We start from the raw sequence: 21,578 nt of genomic DNA, 5'->3' as shown, positions 1-21,578 counted from the left end.
GCCGATCAGATGGCCGGTCAATGCGCCTCGTCCCAATTCTCCGCAGCACGCGCATCCACCTGCAACGGCACCTTCATGGAAATGGCCGGCATGGCCGCGTTTTCCATCACGGAGACGACGACGGGCAGGGTTTTTTCGATTTCCGCTTCTTCGACTTCGAAGATGAGTTCGTCATGCACCTGCAAAAGCATGCGGGCAGAGAGCTTCTCCGATTCCAGCGCCGGCTCGATACGGACCATCGCACGGCGGATGATATCAGCGGCAGAACCCTGGATCGGGGCATTTATGGCCGCCCGTTCGTTGAAGGCTTTCACCGAAGGATTGGAAGAGCGGATTTCCGGATAATGCGCCCGGCGGCCGAAAATCGTTTCGACATAGCCGTTTTCGCGGGCGAAAGCCTTGGTCGCTTCCATGTAATCGCGAATGCCGGGAAACCGCTCGAAATATTTCTTGATATATTCGCCCGCCTCCGAGCGGGCGATGCTCAGCTGGTTGGCGAGACCGAAAGCCGAAATACCGTAGATGATGCCGAAATTGATGGCCTTGGCGCGGCGGCGCACTTCCGACGGCATGCCTTCCACTGGCACGCCAAACATTTCCGATGCGGTCATTGCATGGATGTCGATGCCGTTTTCAAAGGCGTTGCGTAGTTGCGGAATATCGGCGACGTGAGCCAGCACACGCAGCTCGATCTGGCTATAGTCAGCGGACAGAAGCTTGTGACCGGGCGTGGAGATGAAGGCCGTGCGAATCTTGCGACCTTCCGCCGTGCGCACCGGTATGTTCTGAAGGTTCGGTTCCGAGGACGACAGACGCCCCGTGGTGGTGGAAGCGAGCGCGTATGAGGTATGCACCCGTTTCGTCTCGGGATGGATATATCCCGGCAGCGCATCCGTATAGGTCGATTTCAGCTTGGTCAGCTGCCGCCAGTCAACGATCTTGCGTGGCAGCTCTGCACCTTCCGCCGCCAGATCTTCCAGAACCTGCGCCGATGTCGACCATTGGCCGGTCTTGGTCTTGGAGCCGCCGGGCAAACCCATCTTGCCGAACAGAATATCGCCGAGCTGTTTTGGCGATCCGACGTTGAAACGCTCGCCCGCCAGCTCATAGATTTCCTCTTCGAAGGCGGCAGCCTTCTGCGCCAGTTCACCGGAAAGGCGCGACAGGATCTGCCGGTCAACGGTGATGCCGCGTTCCTCCATATGCGCCAGAACCGGCACCAGAGGGCGCTCCAGTCGCTCGTAAACACTGGTCAGGCGCTCGGCGGCGAGCCGGGGTTTCAGGGCCATCCAGAGGCGCAGGGTGACATCCGCGTCTTCCCCGGCGTAAGCCGTCGCCTTGTCGATGTCGACGAAATCGAAGGTGACGCTCGACTTGCCCGATCCCGCTACATCCTTGTAAGCGATCGGCGTGTGGCCGAGCCAGCGTTCGGACAGCGAATCCATGCCATGCGTGGCCTTGCCGGCCTCGAGAACATAAGAAATCAGCATGGTATCGTCGAAGCTCTGCATGACGACGCCATGGCGTTTCATCAGCAGATAATCATATTTGAGGTTCTGGGCGATTTTCAAAACCGCCGGGTCCTCAAGCAGGCTTTTCAAACGCGCCAGCGCCTCGGCAAATGGCACCTGCCCTTCGGCAAGCTTGATACCATCGCTGAAAAGATCGCCGCCGGAGCCGGTCTTGTGCGTCAAGGGAACATAAGCAGCGCGGATATCGGTGCCCGAGGCGTCCTTGCCATTGTCGGCGATGGCCAGCGAAAAACCGACAAGTTCCGCCTGCATCGGATCAAGCGACGTCGTTTCCGTGTCGAAGGCGACGACGCCGGTCTCACGGGCTGCAGCAATCCAGCGGTCCAGTTCTGCAAGGTCTCTGATCGTCGTATAAGCGGTCGTATCGATCTTGGCGGCTGAAAAAAGCGCTTGGCGCGCGGCGGCGAGATCGGCCGGCGAGTTGCCTTCCCCGGTCAGCTTTCTCGCCGAAGCAGAGGGCGAAGCCGAGGCGGCAGTTGCGCCGGCGGCCACGTCACTAATGGCAACTGCCGAAGCAGGCGCATCAAGATCGGGACCATGGGCATCCGCCCCCCACTGCACCGGCACATTGGCGGGGTCGATGGCAGAGGCGTCGCTGTCGGTCGCTTCGGCAACGCGGCGGGTCAGCGTCGTGAATTCCATCGCCTTCAGGAAAGCGATGAGTTTCGGGCCGTTCTGCGGTTCAAGCACCAGCGCCTCAAGAGACTGCTCCAACGGCACATCGGTTCTAAGCGCCACGAGCTGTCTGGAAAGACGGGCAAGATCAGCGTTGGCGATGATGTTTTCCCGGCGCTTCTGCTGCTTGATTTCGCCCGCCCGCGCCAGCAGCGTATCGAGATCGCCATATTCCTCCAGCAATTGCGCCGCAGTCTTCGGCCCGATGCCAGGGATGCCCGGGACATTATCGGTGGAATCGCCGGTCATCGCCTGCAGGTCGATCATCTTTTCCGGGCCAACGCCCCATTTTTCGATGACGTCAGGGATGCCGATCTGCTTGTCCTTCATGGCATCGTACATATGCACATTGGCCGTGACGAGCTGCATCAGATCCTTGTCGGAAGAGATGATCGTGACATCGGCGCCAATCGCCTCCGCCTGGCGGGCATAGGTGGCGATGATGTCATCCGCCTCGAAGCCTTCGGTCTCGATGCAGGGAAGGTTGAAGGCGCGTGTCGCCTCGCGGATCAGGCCGAATTGCGGAACCAGATCTTCCGGCGGCGCGGAACGATTGGCCTTGTAGAGATCATAAAGTTCATTGCGGAATGTTTTCGACGAATAGTCGAAAATAACGGCGAAGTGTGTTGGCGTCACGCCGACATCGGTGTTGCGCGCATCCTTCAAGAGCTTCCACAACATGTTGCAGAAGCCAGAGACGGCGTTGACCGGCAGCCCGTCCGACTTGCGGTTCAGCGGCGGAATGGCATGGAAGGCCCGGAAAATGAAACCGGAGCCGTCAACGAGGAAGAGATGATCGCCTTTTTTCATGGCGATATGGATAGCGCGGGGCCGTTTTGGCGTCCACCGAAACTTCGCACAACACACCGCAAAGCACTGGAAACGAGACCGCCCGAAAAGCGCTGAGAATTCACCCGAACGTTACCGATTTGTAATCAGCTCCTCCCTTGAAAAGCCGTATTTGGAGACACATTTCATAAGGGACGGCGCCTGATCACGCCGTAGTCTGATAGCTGGCTCGTCCCCCGCCGCGTCAGACCGGACAAAGGCCTTTCCCCCTCTCCGGGCCTTTGTCCTCCAATATGACCGCCATGGCCGATCCCTCCCGGCCATGGCGGTTTTATTTTGTGCCGGATTCCGGGCTGGCGCAAACATATCATACGATATATATCGCGCTATCTAATTGCCGGAATGTGCCGGCGGAAATGCTCTACGGACGGAAGAATGGGATTTTCCCGGGACGAATCGGCAATTTATCTCGCCACGAAAATGGCGCGGGAATTTACCATGGCGCTGCAAAAAAGAGCCGCTGCCCTTGGTTTTTCCCCCGGGCAATTCCCCATCCTCATCGAGCTATGGCATGAGGAAGGCCTGACGCAGCGGCAATTGCTCGATAGAATCGACGTCGAGCAGGCAACGCTTGCCAATACGCTCTCACGTATGGAGCGCGACGGGCTGATCATCCGCAAATCCCATCCCAGCGACCGCCGCGCCCAGATCATCGAGCTGACCCAGCGCGGCAGGGATCTGGAGGCGAATGCCATTGCAGCCTCCGAGGCCACCGAAGAGACGCTGCTTAAGGATTTCCGTCGTTTCGAAAGACAGCTTCTGCTGGAATATATGCGCCGGGCGATCGAAAGCGCAAAAAAAGCGAAATAGCATTCGCAACTTGAAACCGCTGCTCATCTGCTCTGAGACCCGTCATCGCTGAGGGTCCGGGGTTTTGTTTATGCGTAATTTCGGATGTAAAACCGCTTCGCAGTTTTCCTGAACTGCTCTATCGTTCCGGCGGCTGCACGTTTGGCGATTCACGACACGTCAGCCCCTTGTTCCCACGCGATGCGCGATGCCCGGATGCCTCGTCCATCGCCGGGTCACGACAGACATGACAGGATCAGCGATGACAGACGTTTCCCCCATTCTTTCCACCGCCGACGACAATCTTACATCCAGCCTCGAGCGGCTGTTCGAACTGGTGCGCATTCCGTCGATTTCCACGGACCCCGCCTATAAGGCGGAATGCCGCAAGGCGGCGGAATGGCTGGTCAGAACGCTTTCCTCACTGGGCTTTGAGGCTTCCGTTCGCGATACGGCCGGTCATCCGATGGTGGTGGCGCATCACGATGCAGCCACCAAGGACGCACCACATGTGCTTTTTTACGGGCATTACGATGTGCAGCCGGTCGATCCGCTCAATCTCTGGGAAAATGATCCATTCGAGCCGGCGATCAAGGATATCGGCGCTGGCCGTCAGGTGATTACCGGCCGTGGAACGGCTGACGACAAGGGCCAGCTGATGACCTTCGTGGAAGCCTGCCGGGCTTACAAAGCCGTCAATGGCGGCCTGCCGGTGCGTGTCACCATCCTCTTTGAAGGCGAAGAGGAATCCGGCTCCCCCTCGCTGAAGCCGTTCCTCGAAGCCAATGCAGATGAGCTGAAGGCCGATTATGCACTGGTCTGCGATACAAGCATGTGGGATCGCGATACGCCCGCCATTGCCGCCGCCCTTCGCGGCCTCGTCGGTGAAGAAATCGTCATCACCGCGGCTGACCGTGATCTGCATTCCGGCCTGTTCGGCGGTGCGGCGGCAAATCCGATCCACATTCTCACCGATATTTTGGCCGGTCTGCATGACGAAACCGGCCGTGTCACACTTTCCGGCTTCTATGACGGCGTGGAGGAAACGCCTGCCAACATCAAGGCCTCCTGGGAAACGCTGGGGCGCACGGCGGAAGCCTTCCTCGGTGAAGTCGGCCTGTCGGTTCCCTCGGGCGAAAAAGGCCGCACCGTGCTGGAGCAGACCTGGGCGCGGCCGACGGCGGAAGTCAACGGCATTATCGGCGGCTATACCGGCGACGGCTTCAAAACCGTGATCGCCGCAAAAGCTTCCGCCAAGGTGTCTTTCCGTCTGGTTGGCGAACAGAACCCCGCAGCCATTCGCGAGAGCTTCCGGGCTTACGTGCGATCGAAAATCCCGGCGGATTGCTCGGTGGAGTTTCATGAGCATGGCGCATCGCCAGCCATCCAGCTTTCCTACGATTCACCGGTGCTGACCAAGGCCAAAAACGCCCTTTCGGACGAGTGGCCAAATCCCGCCGTCGTCATCGGCATGGGCGGCTCGATCCCCATCGTCGGTGATTTCCAGAAGATGCTGGGCATGGATTCGCTGCTTGTCGGCTTCGGCCTCACCGACGACCGCATTCATTCGCCCAATGAAAAATACGACCTGCAGTCCTTCCACAAGGGCATCCGCTCCTGGGTCCGCATTCTCGACGCGCTGGCGGCAAAATAACCAAGAAAAGAGGAAGCGTCGGCTACCCGGCTCCTCCTTTTCCTGCTTTTGGCGCTCAAAAACAAAAAGGCCGGGCAAGCCCGACCTTTCCATCCGTTTTTCGTCAATGCCAGTACATCCGTGGTCAAAGCGTTCAACGGTCTGATGCTTCAGAGCGCGTCGATCATGTCGACGCTGCTTTCACCGTCAGGATCAGCTGTTTCGGTTAATCTTTGGTTAACGCGATCACAGCGGCATTATCAAAATGCCCGCCCGACAGTTTTCATCCGAAACACTGTTGAACCCTATATTGGTATGCGATCCGTTCTTTTCAAGGCCAGCCGGTTCAGGACCGTCCTCCAAAAGAAAAAGGCCGGAAAAATCCGGCCTTTCCATTCATGTCAATGACCCGTGGGGGCCAAAGCGCTTATCAGGAAACGACGAGTTCGCCTGCGGACATCTTGCCCGAGCGGCGATCCTGCATCAGCTCGTAGGAGAGCTTCTGACCGTCGTTGAGGGCGGTCAGACCAGCGCGCTCAACAGCGGAGATGTGCACGAATACGTCCTGCGAACCGTCGTCAGGCTGAATGAAGCCGTAGCCCTTGGTTGCGTTGAACCACTTTACTGTACCAGTCGCCATAACGATTTCCTTCCGTTGGCAAATTGTATTTGCACTGCGCGCAGTGCGGTCTTGGGTCGAATTTGAAGGAAAGATCGTCGTGTGCACCCGAAAAGGCGCCGAAGCTCTGGTCGTCAAACAAATATCGATGGGCGAACACCTAGGTTGGCAGGGGCTAAAAGTCAAGTTTCTTTGAAAAACGGTGTGATCTTTGTGAAGCGCGGCCAAACCGAAGCCGCTGAAAACAGGGCTTTAAATAGCAAAAACCCGGCGCGGGAGGAGGTGCGCCGGGTTCTTGAAACTGACTGACAATTGGGAGGAGGAGTATTGTCAGTCCAATCGGGCGACGCTGGGAGGAGGAGTGCGTCGCTTCGATGGTTTGAACATACAGGATATCAGCTCAAAAAACAGACACTTCATCGCAGCGCAGCATTGCACAAAATGCATAGCTATCTCCTGGTGTCTTGAAGCTCGCTCGCTTACCGCCTAATAAATACGCATGACTATCGAATCCGTGAGAGCCTTCTTCACCGAGAAATTGCCGGAAGTGACCGTTATCGAAACGGAAGCCAGTTCGGCGACCGTCGCACTGGCTGCCGAAGCGCATGGCGTCGAGCCGGACCAGATTGCCAAAACAATCTGCCTGAAGGCCGACGATACCATTCTTCTCGTCGTCACCGCCGGGACGAAGCGGCTGGACAACCGGAAATTCCGTGATCATTTCGGCGCCAAGCCGCGCATGCTGGGGCCGGAAGACGTGGTTGCGGTGACCAGCCATCCCATCGGCGGCGTGTGCCCTTTCGGGCTGCCCTCACCTCTGCCGGTGTTCTGCGATATATCGCTGAAAAACTATGACGAGGTAGTGCCGGCAGCCGGCGCCACCAATGCGGCGGTGCGGATTTCGCCCGGTGCCATGGCTGAATTGACGGGAGCGGAATGGGTCGACGTCTGCCAATGACGGCGATTTGATCCCGTCTGGGCTTAACCCCGCCTTAAATTGCCGCATTTAAACTCTTCATCCTGGATTAAGGATCGCGCTGGCATAGAAGCCTGAAGGTCATATGGATGCGCGGTCTCGTGAATTAAGGAGCAATTTCGGCTGGATGGCAGGCAAGGGCAAATCACGCGATCGGGTAGAACCTTCCTTCGGGGATTTCCACGAGTCCGGCGATGACCTGCGCCTCGACGCCAGCGAACGCATCAGCGGAACCGCAAAACAGCCCGCCAGAAAACCGAAGGCCACCACCGGTCGCGCCAAATCGCAGAAAAAAGAAAAGCGCTCACGCAATTCTTCCGGCCGCGGTGCGACGGGCATCGTCCGCTCCCTCTTTTACTGGTGCATCGTACTCGGCATCTGGGGCGGTATCGGCGTTGCCGGACTTGTCCTTTATTATGGCGCACGCATGCCAAGCGCCAGCAGCTGGTCCATTCCCGAACGCCCGCCGAATGTGAAGATCGTTTCGGTCAATGGCAGCGTGCTTGCCAATCGCGGCACGACAGGCGGCGAGGCGCTCGCGCTGGAAGACATGTCGCCTTATATTCCCCAGGCCGTCATGGCGATCGAGGATCGGCGGTTTTATTCGCATTTCGGTATCGATCCGCTGGGTCTCGGCCGTGCAATCGTGACGAATGTGCTGACGGGGCGAACAGTGCAAGGCGGCTCGACGCTGACGCAGCAGCTGGCGAAAAACCTGTTCCTCTCTCCCGACCGGACGCTGGAGCGCAAGGTTCAGGAAGTGCTTTTGTCGTTCTGGCTGGAGCATGAATTTACCAAGGACCAGATTCTCGCGATGTATCTCAATCGCGTCTATTTCGGGTCCAATGCCTATGGCGTCGAGGCGGCTTCCCGGCGCTACTTCAACAAATCCGCGCGCGACGTCAATCTGGGCGAAGCGGCAATGCTTGCCGGGCTTCTGAAGGCCCCGTCGCGCCTTTCACCCGCACGTGATCCGCAGGCAGCGGAAGAGCGGGCGCAGGTCGTGCTGCAATCCATGCGCGATGTCGGCTTCATCACGGACGATGAAATCAAGACTGCCATGTCGCAGCCGCCAACCAAGGCGAAACGTTTCTGGTCCGGCGCCGAACATTACGCCGCCGATATGGTTCTGGAGGAAGTGCGCAGCCTGGTTGGCGAGGTCAAGCAGGACATCGTCGTCGATACGACCATCGACCCCAATCTTGAACGCGACGCCGAAAAGGCGCTGACCCATATATTGCAGGGTGATGGCAAGAAGCAGGGCGCTTCGCAGGCGGCGCTGGTCTCCATCGATGGCACGGGCGCGATCCGGGCCGTCGTCGGCGGGGCTGATTATGCCGAAAGCCAGTTCAACCGTGCCGCCAAGGCGAAACGCCAACCCGGTTCGGCCTTCAAACCCTTTGTTTATGTGGCCGCGCTCGAATCGGGGCTTACCCCTTACACCATTCGCAACGACGCACCGGTCCGCATCGGCAACTGGACCCCGGAAAATTACGAGAAGAAATTCCGTGGCGAAGTGACACTCGCCACAGCACTCGCCAATTCGCTGAACACGATAGCCGCACAGCTGGTGATGGAAGTTGGCCCTGACCGGGTGACGCAGGTGGCGCATCGCATGGGCATCGAATCGGAGCTGCAGAACAATGCCTCCATCGCACTCGGTACCTCGGAAGTGTCACTGATGGAGCTGACCGCTTCCTACGCACCTTTCATGAATGGCGGCTATAAGGCGACGCCGCATATCGTCAAGCGTATCACCGATGCCGATGGCAAGGTGCTTTACGAAAACAAATACGACAATCCGCCGCGTGTACTGAGCGAGGAAATCGCCGCGACCATGAACAGTATGCTGTCGCGCGTCATTACCGAAGGCACAGGCAAGGCCGCACGCCTGCAAGGCTGGCAGGCAGCGGGAAAATCCGGCACCACCCAATCCTTTCGCGACGCACTTTTTGTCGGCTACACAAGCAATCTGACCACGGGCGTCTGGTTCGGCAATGACGACGGCACCTCGATGAAAAAGGTTACCGGTGGCGGTCTTCCGGCAAGAGCCTGGAAGGATTTCATGACCGCCGCCCATTCCGGGCTTTCGCCTTCGCCACTCTTCGGCCTTGGCGCAGGTGCCGTGCCGCCGCTTGGGGAAATGCAGCAACCGGCGCCCGAAAACGCGCCCTCTTCCATCGGCGACATCATTTCCAATGCGCTGGGCGGCGGAACAACGGACCCCCGCGCCTATCCCGATGCACCCGCTTCGCCGAACCCGAATCAGCCGGGCATGGCCATGCCGCCGGCGAACATCCCTTCCCGCGACATCGAACCCGGCTATCAGGCCGGCAATGGACCTGTGCCGCCAGCGGATATAGGCGGTCAATCCCCTGCGACATCCGGACCGAAACAGACGACCCTGCTCGACATTCTGATGGGAAATTGACCCCGCATCGGGTATGAGCCGGCCGGTTTAATGACCGATAGTAGGTTCGGCAGCCATAGGCTCACTTTCCGCAAAGTCCCCGGTTTTCCAGAGGCTTGGTGCTTCAAATCCGCATCCATGAGCGGAGACGCCCTAAAGCCGCAACATATGCGTGCACCAACATTAACCCTAGATTGCCTTTTGCGCCGAGGCGGCTACATTTCGGGTGACTTTTTACGGTAAATGAATTATTAATTGTTCATATAAATTAATTTTCTTGTTTCAAAATAACTTTTCAGGGTTCCATATTATGCTGGGTACTAAAGGCTCATCGCATGCCGTTTTTTACGGTGCTCCCTATCCTGCGGCCGCCAGTTTCGAAACGGCGGAAATGCAGACTTCCTTTTTAGAAAAAAACCCATCTGCGTTGCAGCGCGGCCAGTTCGCGCTCAAAAGAACAATCGACATTGCAGGGGCGTCCATCGCCCTTGTCGCGCTGGCGCCCGTATTGCTGACGGTTGCGGCGCTGGTGAAATTGGACAGCAAGGGGCCAGTCCTGTTCTCGCAAATCCGCTGGGGCATGAACGGGCGAAAAATCCGCGTCTATAAATTTCGCTCAATGCGGACCGAACTGGGCGACGCCACCGGCGTGGCACAAACGGTGAAGAACGACCCGCGCATAACCCGCATCGGCGCCGTTCTCCGCCGCACCAACATCGATGAATTGCCACAGCTTATCAATGTGCTGAAAGGCGACATGTCGCTAGTGGGCCCGCGCTGCCATGCCATCGGCATGCTGGCGGCCGGCCGGCCTTATGAAGAGCTGGTTCCTCATTATCATATGCGGCACCAGATGCGGCCAGGCATTACAGGCCTTGCACAGATGCGCGGGCTGCGCGGCCCTACGGATCGTAGTGACAAGGCGCGGGCACGGATTGTTTCCGATCTCTATTACGTCGACAATTTTTCGGTCTGGCTGGACATCAGGATCATGGTCGGAACCGTGATTTCCGAATTGCGTGGCGGCAAGGGCTTCTGATCGTTTAAGAGCTGCCATGCCACAGAATGAAAAAGCCCGGCATCGCTGCCGGGCTTTTTTGTATGAATCAGATTTGCGTCAGTTCGTCGGCGCGGGAGCAGCTGCCGGATCCGGCAGCGGTGCCGGGTTTGCCGACAGCGTACGCAGATAAGCGATCAGATCGGCTCTTTCGGTTTCTTTCTTCACACCCGCAAAACCCATGGCCGTTCCGGGAACGTGTTTCTTGGGAGCTTCGAGAAAGAAGCTGAGATGATCGTAATCCCAATGCACGGAACCGCCCTTGGAGAAATCCTTCATGCCTGCGGAATAGCTGAAACCTTCGTGGCTGGCGATCGGCCGGTTGACGATATCGAAGAGATTGGGGCCGACCTTGTTTGCACCACCACTCTCTCCGGTATGACAGCTCGTACACTTCTTGAAGACCGTTTCGCCCTTGGCAGCGTCGGCGTTCGCAAGCAATTGCGCGATTGGCGTCGCTGCGGCAGCCGTTTCTCCGCCGGCTGCTTCACCGCCGCTTTCTGCGGCAGCAATGGCGTAACCTTCCTTCTCGGGCGTAGGCGCATGAAAAATGCCCTCAGAAGCAATTGACACCGACATCAGGACAAAAACCGTACCCAGCAACGCCCCAACGCCCATATTTACATAAGAATTCATCTATATGCGCTCCCTCGCATCCGCTCCATATAACCGGGCATCTTGAAATTACTCGAAAGCTATGGCTTTTGCACAGCCTGCGCAACTTGAATAATGGTCCCCACTCCGTGACGTTTTGACACTTTTCGGACGGGATTTGAAGGGTGTCGGATGAAGAATCGGGATTTCGAGAAAGCTGTCGTCCTCATACCGGCGCGGATGGCATCCACACGCCTGCCGGGCAAACCGCTTGCGGATATTGGCGGCAAGCCGATGATCGTTCAGGTGGCGTTGCGTGCACGAGAAGCGGGTGCCGAACGAATCGTCGTTGCTGTCGATGACGAACAGGTTTTTTCGGCGGTTCAAAATGCCGGTTTCGACGTGATGATGACCCGGGACGACCACCAGTCCGGTTCGGATCGCATCTTCGAAGCGCTGCAAAAGGCCGATCCTCACGGCAACGCCGAATACGTCATAAACGTGCAGGGCGATCTGCCGACCATCGAGGCGGAGACGATCCGCGCCTCTCTGCGCCCGCTCGAGAACCCCGCCGTCGACATTGCCACGCTGACAGTGGAAATCACTGACGAAGACGAAAAAACCAATCCGAACGTCGTGAAAGTCGTGGGCAGCCCGCTCTCCGAAACTCGGCTGCGCGCCCTTTATTTTACGCGTGCGACCGCGCCTTCTGGCGACGGCCCGCTTTATCACCATATCGGGCTTTACACCTATCGCCGCGCCGCACTTGAGACATTCGTGAGCCTTCCGCCCTCGCCGCTGGAGAAGCGCGAGCGGCTGGAACAGTTGCGGGCGCTGGAAGCGGGCATGCGCATTGATGCGGAAATCGTCCGCTCCGTGCCGCTCGGCGTCGACACGCCGCACGACCTCGAAAAAGCCCGCAGCATTCTTGCAAGCAGAACTCTCTAACGGATAATGTCATGACCTTGAGCACAAATCGCATTGCCTTTCAGGGCGAATTCGGCGCGAATTCCGACATGGCCTGCCGCGACATGTTCCCGGATATGGAGCCTCTGCCGTGTCCGACGTTCGAGGACGCCTTCAACGCTATTGAAAATGGCGAAGCCGATCTCGGCATGATCCCGATCGAAAATACGCTGGCCGGCCGTGTCGCCGATATTCACCATCTGCTGCCGGAATCGCGCCTGCATATCATCGGTGAATATTTCATGCCGATCCGCTTCCAGCTGATGGTCATGCCGGGTGTAAAAAAAGACGAGATTCGCACCGTCCACAGCCACATTCATGCGCTGGGCCAGTGCCGCAAGATCATCCGCTCCAACGGCTGGAAACCGGTTATCGCCGGCGACACCGCGGGTGCGGCCAAGCAGGTTTCGGAAAAGGGTGACCGCAGCATGGCAGCGCTCGCACCACGCCTTGCGGCTGATCTCTATGGTCTCGATATTCTGGCCGAAAATGTCGAGGATTCGGAAAACAACGTCACCCGTTTCGTCGTGCTGTCGCGTGATGAAAACTGGGCCAAACGCCAGTCTGACGACAGATCTACCGACGAAATCATCGTCACCACCTTTGTTTTCAACGTCCGCAACATTCCGGCCGCGCTCTACAAGGCCATGGGCGGCTTTGCGACGAACGGCATCAACATGACGAAGCTGGAGAGCTATCAGCTCGGTGGAAAATTCGTCGCGACGCAGTTCTATGCCGATATCGAAGGCCATCCGGATGACGAGCCGGTACGGCATGCGCTGGACGAGTTGCGCTTCTTCTCAGAAAAAGTCCGTATTCTCGGCGTCTACAAGGGCCATGCAATGCGCGGCAAGCTCAACCAGAGCTGAGCCTGCCGCAACGCGGTTCATTTCGTCCATTCCACCCAGTCGCGCATCAGCCGGTGCGCGATGGCGCCGCCCGGAGGGGCGGAAAAGCCTTCGCCCGTCGCTGTCTCCAGCATCGCGGCCACCTCGGTGCGCGTAAACCACCGGCAATCCTCCAGTTCGATCTCGTCACGGGCGATATCGAAAGACAGCGCTTCGGCATAACAGCCGATCATAAGCGTATGCGGCATCGGCCACGGCTGGGAGGCGTGATAGCGCACGCGGCCGATGTCGACACCGGATTCCTCATGCGTTTCGCGGCGGACGGCCTGCTCGATGGTTTCACCCGGTTCAACGAAGCCGGCGAGGCAGGAATACATGCCCGGCGCAAAATGGGCGCCACGACCAAGCAGGCAAAGATCACGCTCGATATCGATCGTCATCATGATGACGACAGGATCGGTTCGCGGAAAAATAGTGTGGTTGCAGGCGGCGCAGATGCGCTTGTAGCCACCGATTCGCAGCTCCATGCTGCCGCCGCACTTGCCACAAAAGCGATTGTCACCATTCCAGTGCGTGAGACTGACAGCCTGAGCAACTTCACTGAGCAATTCCTCATCGAGCAGATGATCGCGGTAAAGCGTACGGGCGTCGGCGAGCTTGTAATGGCTCGCCAGACGGTCTTCGGCGACGGCAACCGGCACGGCTATTCTCGGCTCACCGGTCTCACGGTATCCAAGCAGCACGGCATTGTCGAAATCCGGCTGCAACTCGGCCAGTTCATAGGCGGAGAACAGCGGATCGATGACCTGATCATCGTGCTTCAGGACAAGCCGGTTACCGGAGAAAGCAAAAATATGGGTGCCATCGATTTTCAGCGCATCGGCAACGCACTCTTCCGTCCGCTTCTCGGCGAAACGGTCGAGGGCATTTTTTGAAAAGGCTGTCAGCAGGCTTGCTTCGGGATGGGGGGCGTTGGTTTCGAAAATCGTCATTGACATCATCAGAGCGCGCCGGAGATTTTTTTCATCAAAGTTTCCTTTTCACCCGCCGCATAAGGCACCGGCGTTCCGTGCCCCCAGATGGGGCCGGGCCAGCAGGTGTCGCCTTCGTTGCGGGCGATAATATGAACATGAAGCTGCCGGACGATATTGCCCAGCGCACCGACATTGATCTTGATGGCCCCTGTGACTTCTTTCAGCGCAGCGGCGACGAGATTGGTCTCAAATGTCAACATGGCCTGATCGAGCGGGGTGAGATCGAACAATTCGCTGACACCGTCTCGCTGCGGCACCAGCACCAGCCAGGGCCAGCGGCTGTCATTCTGCAAACGCAATTCGCATAGCCCCAAACGCGTCACAAGCACGCTATCGCGTGCCAGCCTGTCGTCCAGCCGGAATGTCTCCAAGGTGTCCTCCATGTTTGTTTTCATTGTGATAGCAGTTTTTTGAAGGCTTGGCTTGCATTTGCTGTCGATATTGCCGATATGTGGCCCCGGGAGGTTGGTGGTGGACGAGCCACTCGCCAACCGGGTCAGGTCCGGAAGGAAGCAGCCCTAACGAGCCCGGCACGGGTCGCCGTGCCAGCCTCCCACCTTTTTTAAAAGACGTGCTCAGCTTTCGCCGGGCCAGTTCAGCGCCCCAAGACAAACTGGCAAAACAAACTGGCGAGGCAATGAGCGACACCGTACCCACCACCACAAGCGAATCCCAGGTCGGGACTGGTTATCGGGTACTGGCGCGCAAATATCGCCCGAAGGATTTTTCCGATCTGATGGTCGGCCAGGAGCCGATGGTCCGCACGCTGACCAATGCGTTCGAGACCGGCCGCATCGCACAGGCCTATATGCTGACCGGCGTCCGCGGCGTGGGCAAGACCACCACAGCCCGCATTCTCGCCCGCGCGCTGAATTACAAGACCGACACCATCGACAAGCCGACCATCGATCTGCGTATCCCCGGCGAACATTGCCAGGCGATCATGGAAGGCCGACATGTCGACGTGATCGAGATGGACGCGGCCTCCCATACCGGCATTGACGATATCCGCGAGATCATCGAGCAGGTGCGTTACCGCCCGGTCTCGGCGCGCTACAAGGTCTATATCATCGACGAAGTGCACATGCTGTCGACGCAGGCCTTCAACGGTCTTCTAAAGACTCTTGAAGAGCCGCCGGAGCATGTGAAATTCATCTTCGCGACCACCGAAATTCGCAAGGTTCCGATCACCGTTCTGTCGCGCTGCCAACGCTTCGACCTGCGCCGCATCAGCGCTGCCGATCTCGTCGGCCTTTTCACCGCCATCGCCGGCAAGGAAGGTTTTGAGGCTGAGCCGCAGGCACTGTCGATGATCGCCCGTGCAGCCGAGGGTTCGGCACGTGACGGCCTTTCCCTGCTCGATCAGGCAATTGCCCATGGCGGCGGCCGCGTGGAGGCCGAAGCCGTGCGCGGTATGCTGGGCCTCGCCGACCGGGCGCGCATCGTCGATCTTTTCAAGCATGTCGTCAAAGGCGATGTCGCGGCAGCCCTTTCGGAATTCAACGGCCAATATGAGGCGGGCGCGAACCCCGTCGTGGTGTTGAACGACCTTGCCGATTTCACCCACCTTGTCACCCGCATGAAATATGTGCCTGACGCGGCAGACGATCCTTCTCTTTCCGAGATCGAACGTGTGCGTGGCGCGGAATTTGCCGAAACCATCGCGGTAACCGCGCTGTCGCGCATCTGGCAGATGCTGCTGAAGGGCATTCCGGAAACGGAAAATGCTTCGCGGCCTGCGGGTGCTGCCGAAATGGTGCTGATCCGGCTTTCGCATGCCGCCAATCTGCCTGCGCCCGAAGATGCGGCGCGGCGGCTGCTTGAGCTTTCCAACGGTGATGGCGGCTATGCCAACGGCGCGCCTTCGGGCGGCGGCAATGGTGGCGGGGCGCGGGCCTATTCGTCAACGCAAACCGTGGCTGCGGCAAGACCCGTCGATCTTCCCGCCCAGCGCCCTGCAACACCACAGACGTCTGCGATGTTGCGCGCCGTTCCCGATAGCCGCCCGCACGACATGCAGATCGCCGCACCGAAGAGCGAAGAACGGCCGGAGCCGAAGGTTCCGGTCAATTCGATGCAGGATATTGCCGATCTCTGCCAGAAAAATCGCGATCCCGTCATGCGGGCGAAGGTGCGCAACTTTGTGCGGCTGGTCCGGCTGGAACCAGGCCGGCTCGATATGCGCCTTGGCGATGGTGCCCCCGGCTCCCTGCCCGGCGAGCTTGGCGTGAGGCTGAAGGAGTGGACCGGTATCCACTGGATCGTCAGCCTCAGCAAGGAAGAGGGCCAGCCGACCCTGGTGGAGGCCGAGGGCAACGCCCGCGACGCCCGCCTTGTCGATGCGAGGCAGGATCCCGACGTCGTGGCCATTCTCCAGCAATTCCCCGGCGCAAAGATCACCGACGTGCGCATCAGGGCGGTCGAACAGGACGAGGCGGACGAGATCGCTCCTCCATCGGTTGCCGAATCGAGCGAAGGCGACATCCTTCCCGGCGACGACATCGAGTTTTAATATACAACAAAAACAGGAGTTTGGCACATGCGTGACATCATGGGCATGATGGGCAAGGTCAAGGAAATGCAGTCCAAGATGGAAAAGGTGCAGGAAGAAATCGCCGCCCTTGAAGTCGAAGGCAGGGCCGGCGGCGGTCTGGTGACCGTCGTTCTCAACGGCAAGGGCGAAATGCGCAGCCTGAAAATCGATCCTTCGCTGTTGAAGGAAGAAGAGGTGGAAATTCTCGAGGACCTGATCGTGGCGGCCCATAAGGACGCCAAGGGAAAGGGCGAAGCACAGGCGCAGGAAAAGATGGCTGGCCTGACCGCCGGTCTGCCGCTGCCACCAGGCATGAAGTTGCCGTTCTGATATCATATCGACTGACAGGATGGCGAAACGTTGTTGAGCATTTGCCGTCCTCGTCTCAAGGCAGAGTTTGGGCCTCCAGCATCGCGCGGAACCGGCTGGCAAGCGGCGTTTCCAGATAGGCCATGCGCTCGGCTGCATTCAGCTGCATGGGACGAAAGCTCTGGAGAATAGTTGGTATCGGCAGTTTCGTTCCCTGATAGGGTTCGAAGGCGATATCCTCGCCGGCGGCAAGCATCCCGCCTTTCAGCACCCGGCAATAAAAACCCGGCTGGCCCGCCTGCTTGAAGCGCGGGGCGAAATCGGGATCGCCGATCCGGGCCGAGAGCGTAGCGCAGGGAATGCGGGCAGCGGTTACCTCCAGCACGACTTCGCTGGCTGAGAACCTGTCGCCGACATTGAGTTTCGCGCTGTCGACACCCTCCAGGACGAGGTTTTCGCCGAAAAATCCGGGCTCGACCACAAAGCCCAATATCCGGGACCAGAAGTCGAGATCAATGGAGCCCATGACGTAAATCGCCTGATCCGGCCCGCCATGATGTTTGCGATTGCACACGGCATCGCTAACAATGCCCTCGGCATCCACCATGACCGGGCCTTGAACGGGATGTTTGAAGATGCCCGTCTTCATCGTCTTTCCCGGCAGTTTTTTGGCCTCGCCCCGGCACACCGCCTGTATTTTCATGAACTGCCCTTCGTGCTTCATGATTCCCGTTTCCCGATTTATGCAGTAGAAAGCGCTCATGGCAAAACGAGTCACCGGTCCTGAAATCGAAAAACTGATCCAGCTTCTGGCAAAAGTGCCGGGGCTTGGCCCCCGCTCGGCGCGGCGGGCGGCGCTGCACCTCATCAAAAAGAAGGAGCAGCTTCTCGGGCCGCTGGGCCACGCCATGGGCGAGGCCTATGACAAGGTGAAAATCTGCTCCTGCTGCGGCAATGTCGATACCATCGACCCCTGCACCGTTTGCGCCGACGACCGGCGCGACCAGTCGGTCATCATCGTTGTCGAGGATGTTTCGGATTTGTGGGCGCTGGAGCGGGCCGGCGCCATGAACACCGCCTATCATGTGCTGGGCGGCACGCTGTCGCCGCTCGACGGTGTGGGGCCGGAAGATCTGAACATCAAGGGGCTGATCGACCGTGTCAGCGTCGGTGGCATTCGCGAGCTTATCATCGCCGTCAATGCGACAGTGGAGGGGCAGGCAACCGCCCACTATATCACCGACCGCCTCTCCGATCTCGGCATAAAGATCACCCGGCTTGCGCATGGCGTGCCGGTGGGCGGCGAGCTGGATTATCTCGACGAAGGCACATTGACGGCGGCGCTTCGGGCCCGCACGACGATCTGACACCTTCCTTCACTCCCCGCGACCCAAAGAGGAGACCGAATGCGAAACCGATTTAATTGTTTGTCCTGGCGCATTTCCGGACGGAAAACCGAGCTCCACTTTTCCTGGAAAAGCTTCAAGGCACTGGCTGCCATTCTTTCCGTTTTTTCAGCGACGACGGCGATGGCGCAATCTCTACCAACCGGTGCAGCTGCCGCCCGATACGACGCCGAATTCAATACGTGGCTGAAAAAGGAAGTCTGGCCGGAAGCACGCAAGGCGGGCATTTCGCAAAAAACGCTCGATGCTGCGCTGAGTGGTCTTTCCATCAATTGGAAGCTGCCTGATCTCGTCATTCCCGGCCAAAAGCCGCCGAAGGAGCAGAGCCAGAGCCAGGCCGAATTTTCTTCACCGGGCGCCTATTTCTCCGAGAAGCGATTGCAGGGGCTTGCCGGCACCGGTCGGTCGCTTGCGGCAACTCATGCCGCCACCCTTCGTCGCATCGAAGCGAAATATGGCGTGCCCGGCGATATCATCGTCGCGATCTGGGGTCGCGAATCCGGTTTCGGCCGTGCGAAACTGCCGCATTCGGTGGTCGATGTGCTGGCCACGAAGGCCTATATGTCCACCCGCAAGGAGATGTTCCGCACCGAGCTGATCGACGCACTGAAGATCGTCGAAAGCGGCGATGTTGCAGCTTCACGCATGATGGGCTCCTGGGCCGGGGCGCTCGGTCAGCCGCAATTCATGCCGTCGAGCTACCTCAAATATGCGGTGGATTTCGATGGCGACGGCCGGCGGGATATCTGGAACTCCGTACCGGACGCGTTGGCATCCATAGCGAACTATCTTTCTCAGCGCGGCTGGCAACGCAATCGCGACTGGGGCTTCGAAGCCTCGATCCCGGCCAATGTCTCCTGCGCGCAGGAAGGCCCTGACCTTGCACGGCCGGTGGCCGACTGGGCGAAGATGGGCATCACCCGCATTTCCGGAAAAGCCTTTCCGGCCAATGACCTTAGCGCCGATGGCATGATGCTGGTGCCGGCCGGGCGGCATGGGCCGGAATTCGTGGTGACGCCGAATTTCTACGTCATCAAGGAATACAACAATTCCGATCTCTACGCCCTGTTCATCGGCAATCTCGCCGACCGCATCGCCCATGGGGCGGGGCCATTCAAGGCGGAATGGGGCAATGTCGGATCGATGCTGCGCTCGGATGTTCTGGCCATGCAGAAGGCACTGGTTGCCAATGGTTACGACGTCGGCAAGGCTGACGGTTTGGCCGGCTTCAAGACGCGCCGTTCACTTGGCGACTGGCAGGCCAAGAACGGGCTTTCACCGACGTGCTTTCCCGATGCAAGCCTGAAGGCCAAGCTGAAATAGCACGTTACCGGCGACGTCGGAAAACCTCTCTATCGTCATGCTCGGTCTTGTCCCGAGCATCTGTAACCGATTGATTTAGCGATACCTGGTTGGATCCTCGGGACAAGCCCGAGGATGATGTCGAGGGTTATGGCAAGGGCCATCAATAGCCTTTTACCTGGCCCGTTTCTGCCTCTCCTAGCCTATCAGTGCTGGTCGGTATGCGGCTTGTGGAAGATATCGTCGGTCGGCGGAATGGTTTGCCGCTCGATCATCCGGTGCACGCGCGGCCGTGTCTTGCCGCGATGAAGCTCCAGCAACCGGTCCCAGGCCTCCGCATCCGCCTGGGTGCGGCGGTGGTTATGGCGGACATATTCCACCCATGTCGGCACATGGTAGCTCTCGGTCCAGATGTCAGGATTTTCGAGATCGCGCATCAGGTTCCAGTTGCGTGCGCCATCCCGGATGCGGATGCGGCGGCGTTCGGCCATCAGCGGCAGGAATTCGCCGAGATCCTCATCATGGATTTCATAATCGATGAGAATGGCGATCGGGCCGCTGCGCGGCTTGATATCAAGCCTCAACGGCGGCTCGACAAAGCGGTTGAGCGGATCGAGATTGAGCGAGGCGAAGGCCGGCATGGCAAGCTTGAGGCCAACGACGACGCCGAGCAGCATCAGCACGCAGGAACAGAGAAGCGAATAGGAAATGCCATAGTCTTCGGCCAGTTCGCCCCACAGCCAGCTGCCGACCGCGATGCCGCCGAAGGTCAGTGTCTGGTAAAGCGACAGCGCCCGGCCCACCACCCAGCGCGGGGTGGAAAGCTGGACGATGGTATTGAACAGGGAAAGCGCCAATACCCAGCAGGCGCCGGCGACGGTCAGAACCAGCGAGGTGATGATCGCGCTCGTGCTGATTGCCGTTATGCCGGAACTGAAAGCGAAACCTAAAAAGGCGACACGCACGATCCATTCGCTGGACATGACTTCCCGCAGCCGGGCACTGATGAGCGCGCCACCAATGGCGCCAACGCCGAACGCACCCAGCATGACGCCATAGGTCAACGGACCGCCCTCAACCAGATCGCGGGCAACGATCGGCATCAAAGCCAGGATGGCACTGGCGGAGAGGCCGAAGAGAAAGCCGCGCACCAGCACCTTGCCGATATTGGGCGACATCGCCACATAGCGCATTCCGGCCGATATGGCGGCAAGAAGCTGCTCGCGCGGCAAGGTCGAGGCGTGTTTGGGCGGCTGCCAGCGAAACAGGGCGTAAAGCAGGGTGAAGTAGCTGAGCGCATTGACGAAAAACGCGGCAGCGGCACCGGCGGCAGCGACGATGATACCGCCGATGGCGGGGCCGACGCTGCGGGTGATGTTGAAACCAACGCTGTTCAGCGTTACGGCGGCGGGCAAATCTTCGCGCGGCACCATTTCACCGACGGAGGCCTGCCAGGACGGATTGTTGAGCGCCGTGCCGCAGCCGATCATGAAGGTGAAGAACAGCAGCAGCCAGGGCGTGAGCCAGCCGGACCAGGCAAAAACCGTCAGCAGCACGGAGGCCGTCAGCATCAGGAGCTGCGCCGAGATCATAATGCGGCGACGGTCAAAACTGTCGGCCAGCGCGCCGGAAATCAGCGAAAACATCATGATCGGCAGCGAGGTGGAAGCCTGCACCAGCGCGATCATGTTTTCAGAACTCGAAAGCGAGGTCATCATCCATGCGGCGCCCACCGCCTGGATCAGTCCGCCGAAATTCGAGGCAAGGCTGGCGACCCAGATTCGTCTGTAAGTCAAATGCCTTAAAGGCGCGAGTGGCGATTTACGGTCAGGCACGCTCTGTCCACTTGATGCAACTGCGATTTGTTAAACGGCAACTATAGACAGTGCCCAGAATGATGCCACCCCTTCCGACACGGTGAAGGTGAAAATGTGGCTGCGGACGCCATTGAAGCAGGAGCGCCCGCGAAAACCTTGCAATCCCGCCCCGATGGGTCTATATGACCCCTGAAATTCTTGATCGCTTGATGAAGAGTGGGGCCGCAAG

Annotated in this window: 18 protein-coding genes and 1 other RNA gene; 12 read left to right on the top strand and 7 right to left on the bottom strand. The window is 58.9% G+C overall.

Features of this window, described 5'->3' with window-relative positions; genetic code table 11:
• Nucleotides 1–17 precede the first annotated feature (17 nt).
• Entirely contained in the window at nucleotides 18–3,017 is a 3,000-nt protein-coding gene (gene polA / locus QSV77_RS13120) for a DNA polymerase I (RefSeq protein ID WP_302733746.1), read from the bottom strand.
• A 414-nt stretch (nucleotides 3,018–3,431) separates the two neighbouring features.
• Between polA and QSV77_RS13115 the strand changes: the two genes are divergently transcribed.
• The gene (locus tag QSV77_RS13115; RefSeq protein ID WP_046799126.1) at nucleotides 3,432–3,866 is read left to right on the top strand and encodes a MarR family winged helix-turn-helix transcriptional regulator; all 435 of its coding nucleotides are present in this window, start codon (nucleotides 3,432–3,434) and stop codon (nucleotides 3,864–3,866) included.
• 241 nt (nucleotides 3,867–4,107) lie between these two features.
• The gene (locus QSV77_RS13110; protein ID WP_269700569.1) at nucleotides 4,108–5,499 is read left to right on the top strand and encodes a dipeptidase; all 1,392 of its coding nucleotides are present in this window, start codon (nucleotides 4,108–4,110) and stop codon (nucleotides 5,497–5,499) included.
• Between the two features lie 409 nt (nucleotides 5,500–5,908).
• On the opposite strand, the gene QSV77_RS13105 is transcribed toward QSV77_RS13110, so the two are convergent.
• Nucleotides 5,909–6,118: a cold-shock protein gene (locus QSV77_RS13105; RefSeq protein WP_046799124.1), complete on the bottom strand. Its 210-nt coding sequence runs from the start codon at nucleotides 6,116–6,118 to the stop codon at nucleotides 5,909–5,911.
• A gap of 478 nt (nucleotides 6,119–6,596) precedes the next feature.
• On the opposite strand from QSV77_RS13105, the gene QSV77_RS13100 reads away from it, so the two are divergent.
• The 3 genes from QSV77_RS13100 to QSV77_RS13090 all read left to right on the top strand — a co-directional run bounded on the left by QSV77_RS13100 (nucleotide 6,597) and on the right by QSV77_RS13090 (nucleotide 10,522).
• Nucleotides 6,597–7,055 carry a YbaK/EbsC family protein gene (locus QSV77_RS13100; protein ID WP_302733745.1) on the top strand — a complete coding sequence of 153 codons (459 nt, stop codon included), beginning with the start codon at nucleotides 6,597–6,599 and terminating at the stop codon, nucleotides 7,053–7,055.
• Nucleotides 7,056–7,200: 145 nt separating this feature from the next.
• On the top strand, nucleotides 7,201–9,504 hold the full coding sequence (locus QSV77_RS13095; RefSeq protein WP_142840744.1) for a transglycosylase domain-containing protein: 2,304 nt from the start codon (nucleotides 7,201–7,203) through the stop codon (nucleotides 9,502–9,504).
• Nucleotides 9,505–9,793: 289 nt separating this feature from the next.
• On the top strand, nucleotides 9,794–10,522 hold the full coding sequence (locus QSV77_RS13090) for a sugar transferase (RefSeq protein WP_269700575.1): 729 nt from the start codon (nucleotides 9,794–9,796) through the stop codon (nucleotides 10,520–10,522).
• Between the two features lie 78 nt (nucleotides 10,523–10,600).
• Here QSV77_RS13090 and QSV77_RS13085 read toward each other — a convergent pair whose 3' ends face one another.
• A complete protein-coding gene (locus QSV77_RS13085) occupies nucleotides 10,601–11,176 on the bottom strand; it encodes a cytochrome c family protein (protein ID WP_142840742.1) in 576 nt (191 codons plus the stop codon).
• Nucleotides 11,177–11,326: 150 nt separating this feature from the next.
• On the opposite strand from QSV77_RS13085, the gene QSV77_RS13080 reads away from it, so the two are divergent.
• Nucleotides 11,327–12,082, top strand: coding sequence for a 3-deoxy-manno-octulosonate cytidylyltransferase (locus tag QSV77_RS13080; protein WP_142840741.1), 756 nt, complete (start codon nucleotides 11,327–11,329; stop codon nucleotides 12,080–12,082).
• 11 nt (nucleotides 12,083–12,093) lie between these two features.
• Nucleotides 12,094–12,969, top strand: coding sequence for a prephenate dehydratase (locus tag QSV77_RS13075; RefSeq protein ID WP_302733744.1), 876 nt, complete (start codon nucleotides 12,094–12,096; stop codon nucleotides 12,967–12,969).
• 17 nt (nucleotides 12,970–12,986) lie between these two features.
• On the opposite strand, the gene nudC is transcribed toward QSV77_RS13075, so the two are convergent.
• Both nudC and QSV77_RS13065 read right to left on the bottom strand, forming a co-directional pair.
• On the bottom strand, nucleotides 12,987–13,946 hold the full coding sequence (nudC, locus tag QSV77_RS13070) for an NAD(+) diphosphatase (protein ID WP_269700659.1): 960 nt from the start codon (nucleotides 13,944–13,946) through the stop codon (nucleotides 12,987–12,989).
• A 2-nt stretch (nucleotides 13,947–13,948) separates the two neighbouring features.
• A complete protein-coding gene (locus tag QSV77_RS13065) occupies nucleotides 13,949–14,377 on the bottom strand; it encodes an HIT domain-containing protein (protein ID WP_175414535.1) in 429 nt (142 codons plus the stop codon).
• A gap of 65 nt (nucleotides 14,378–14,442) precedes the next feature.
• Between QSV77_RS13065 and ffs the strand changes: the two genes are divergently transcribed.
• The 3 genes from ffs (at nucleotide 14,443) to QSV77_RS13050 (ending at nucleotide 16,845) form a co-directional block, all read left to right on the top strand.
• An RNA gene (gene ffs / locus QSV77_RS13060) (signal recognition particle sRNA small type) lies at nucleotides 14,443–14,539 on the top strand.
• 80 nt (nucleotides 14,540–14,619) lie between these two features.
• A complete protein-coding gene (locus QSV77_RS13055; RefSeq protein ID WP_302733743.1) occupies nucleotides 14,620–16,494 on the top strand; it encodes a DNA polymerase III subunit gamma/tau in 1,875 nt (624 codons plus the stop codon).
• A gap of 27 nt (nucleotides 16,495–16,521) precedes the next feature.
• On the top strand, nucleotides 16,522–16,845 hold the full coding sequence (locus QSV77_RS13050; protein WP_269700585.1) for a YbaB/EbfC family nucleoid-associated protein: 324 nt from the start codon (nucleotides 16,522–16,524) through the stop codon (nucleotides 16,843–16,845).
• A gap of 55 nt (nucleotides 16,846–16,900) precedes the next feature.
• On the opposite strand, the gene QSV77_RS13045 is transcribed toward QSV77_RS13050, so the two are convergent.
• Nucleotides 16,901–17,548, bottom strand: a complete 648-nt coding sequence (locus tag QSV77_RS13045; RefSeq protein WP_302733742.1) for an MOSC domain-containing protein — start codon at nucleotides 17,546–17,548, stop codon at nucleotides 16,901–16,903.
• 37 nt (nucleotides 17,549–17,585) lie between these two features.
• Between QSV77_RS13045 and recR the strand changes: the two genes are divergently transcribed.
• Nucleotides 17,586–18,191, top strand: a complete 606-nt coding sequence (recR, locus tag QSV77_RS13040) for a recombination mediator RecR (protein WP_137085629.1) — start codon at nucleotides 17,586–17,588, stop codon at nucleotides 18,189–18,191.
• Between the two features lie 162 nt (nucleotides 18,192–18,353).
• Nucleotides 18,354–19,553: a lytic murein transglycosylase gene (locus tag QSV77_RS13035; RefSeq protein ID WP_302733943.1), complete on the top strand. Its 1,200-nt coding sequence runs from the start codon at nucleotides 18,354–18,356 to the stop codon at nucleotides 19,551–19,553.
• A 185-nt stretch (nucleotides 19,554–19,738) separates the two neighbouring features.
• Here QSV77_RS13035 and QSV77_RS13030 read toward each other — a convergent pair whose 3' ends face one another.
• Entirely contained in the window at nucleotides 19,739–21,367 is a 1,629-nt protein-coding gene (locus tag QSV77_RS13030) for an MFS transporter (RefSeq protein ID WP_142840735.1), read from the bottom strand.
• Between the last annotated feature and the right edge of the window lie 211 nt (nucleotides 21,368–21,578).

The organism is Agrobacterium sp. V1 (assembly GCF_030518355.1).
GTDB lineage: Bacteria > Pseudomonadota > Alphaproteobacteria > Rhizobiales > Rhizobiaceae > Agrobacterium > Agrobacterium cucumeris.
The sequence above is the reverse complement of the archived record's forward strand: the minus strand, read 5'-3'. Positions and strand labels throughout refer to the sequence as shown.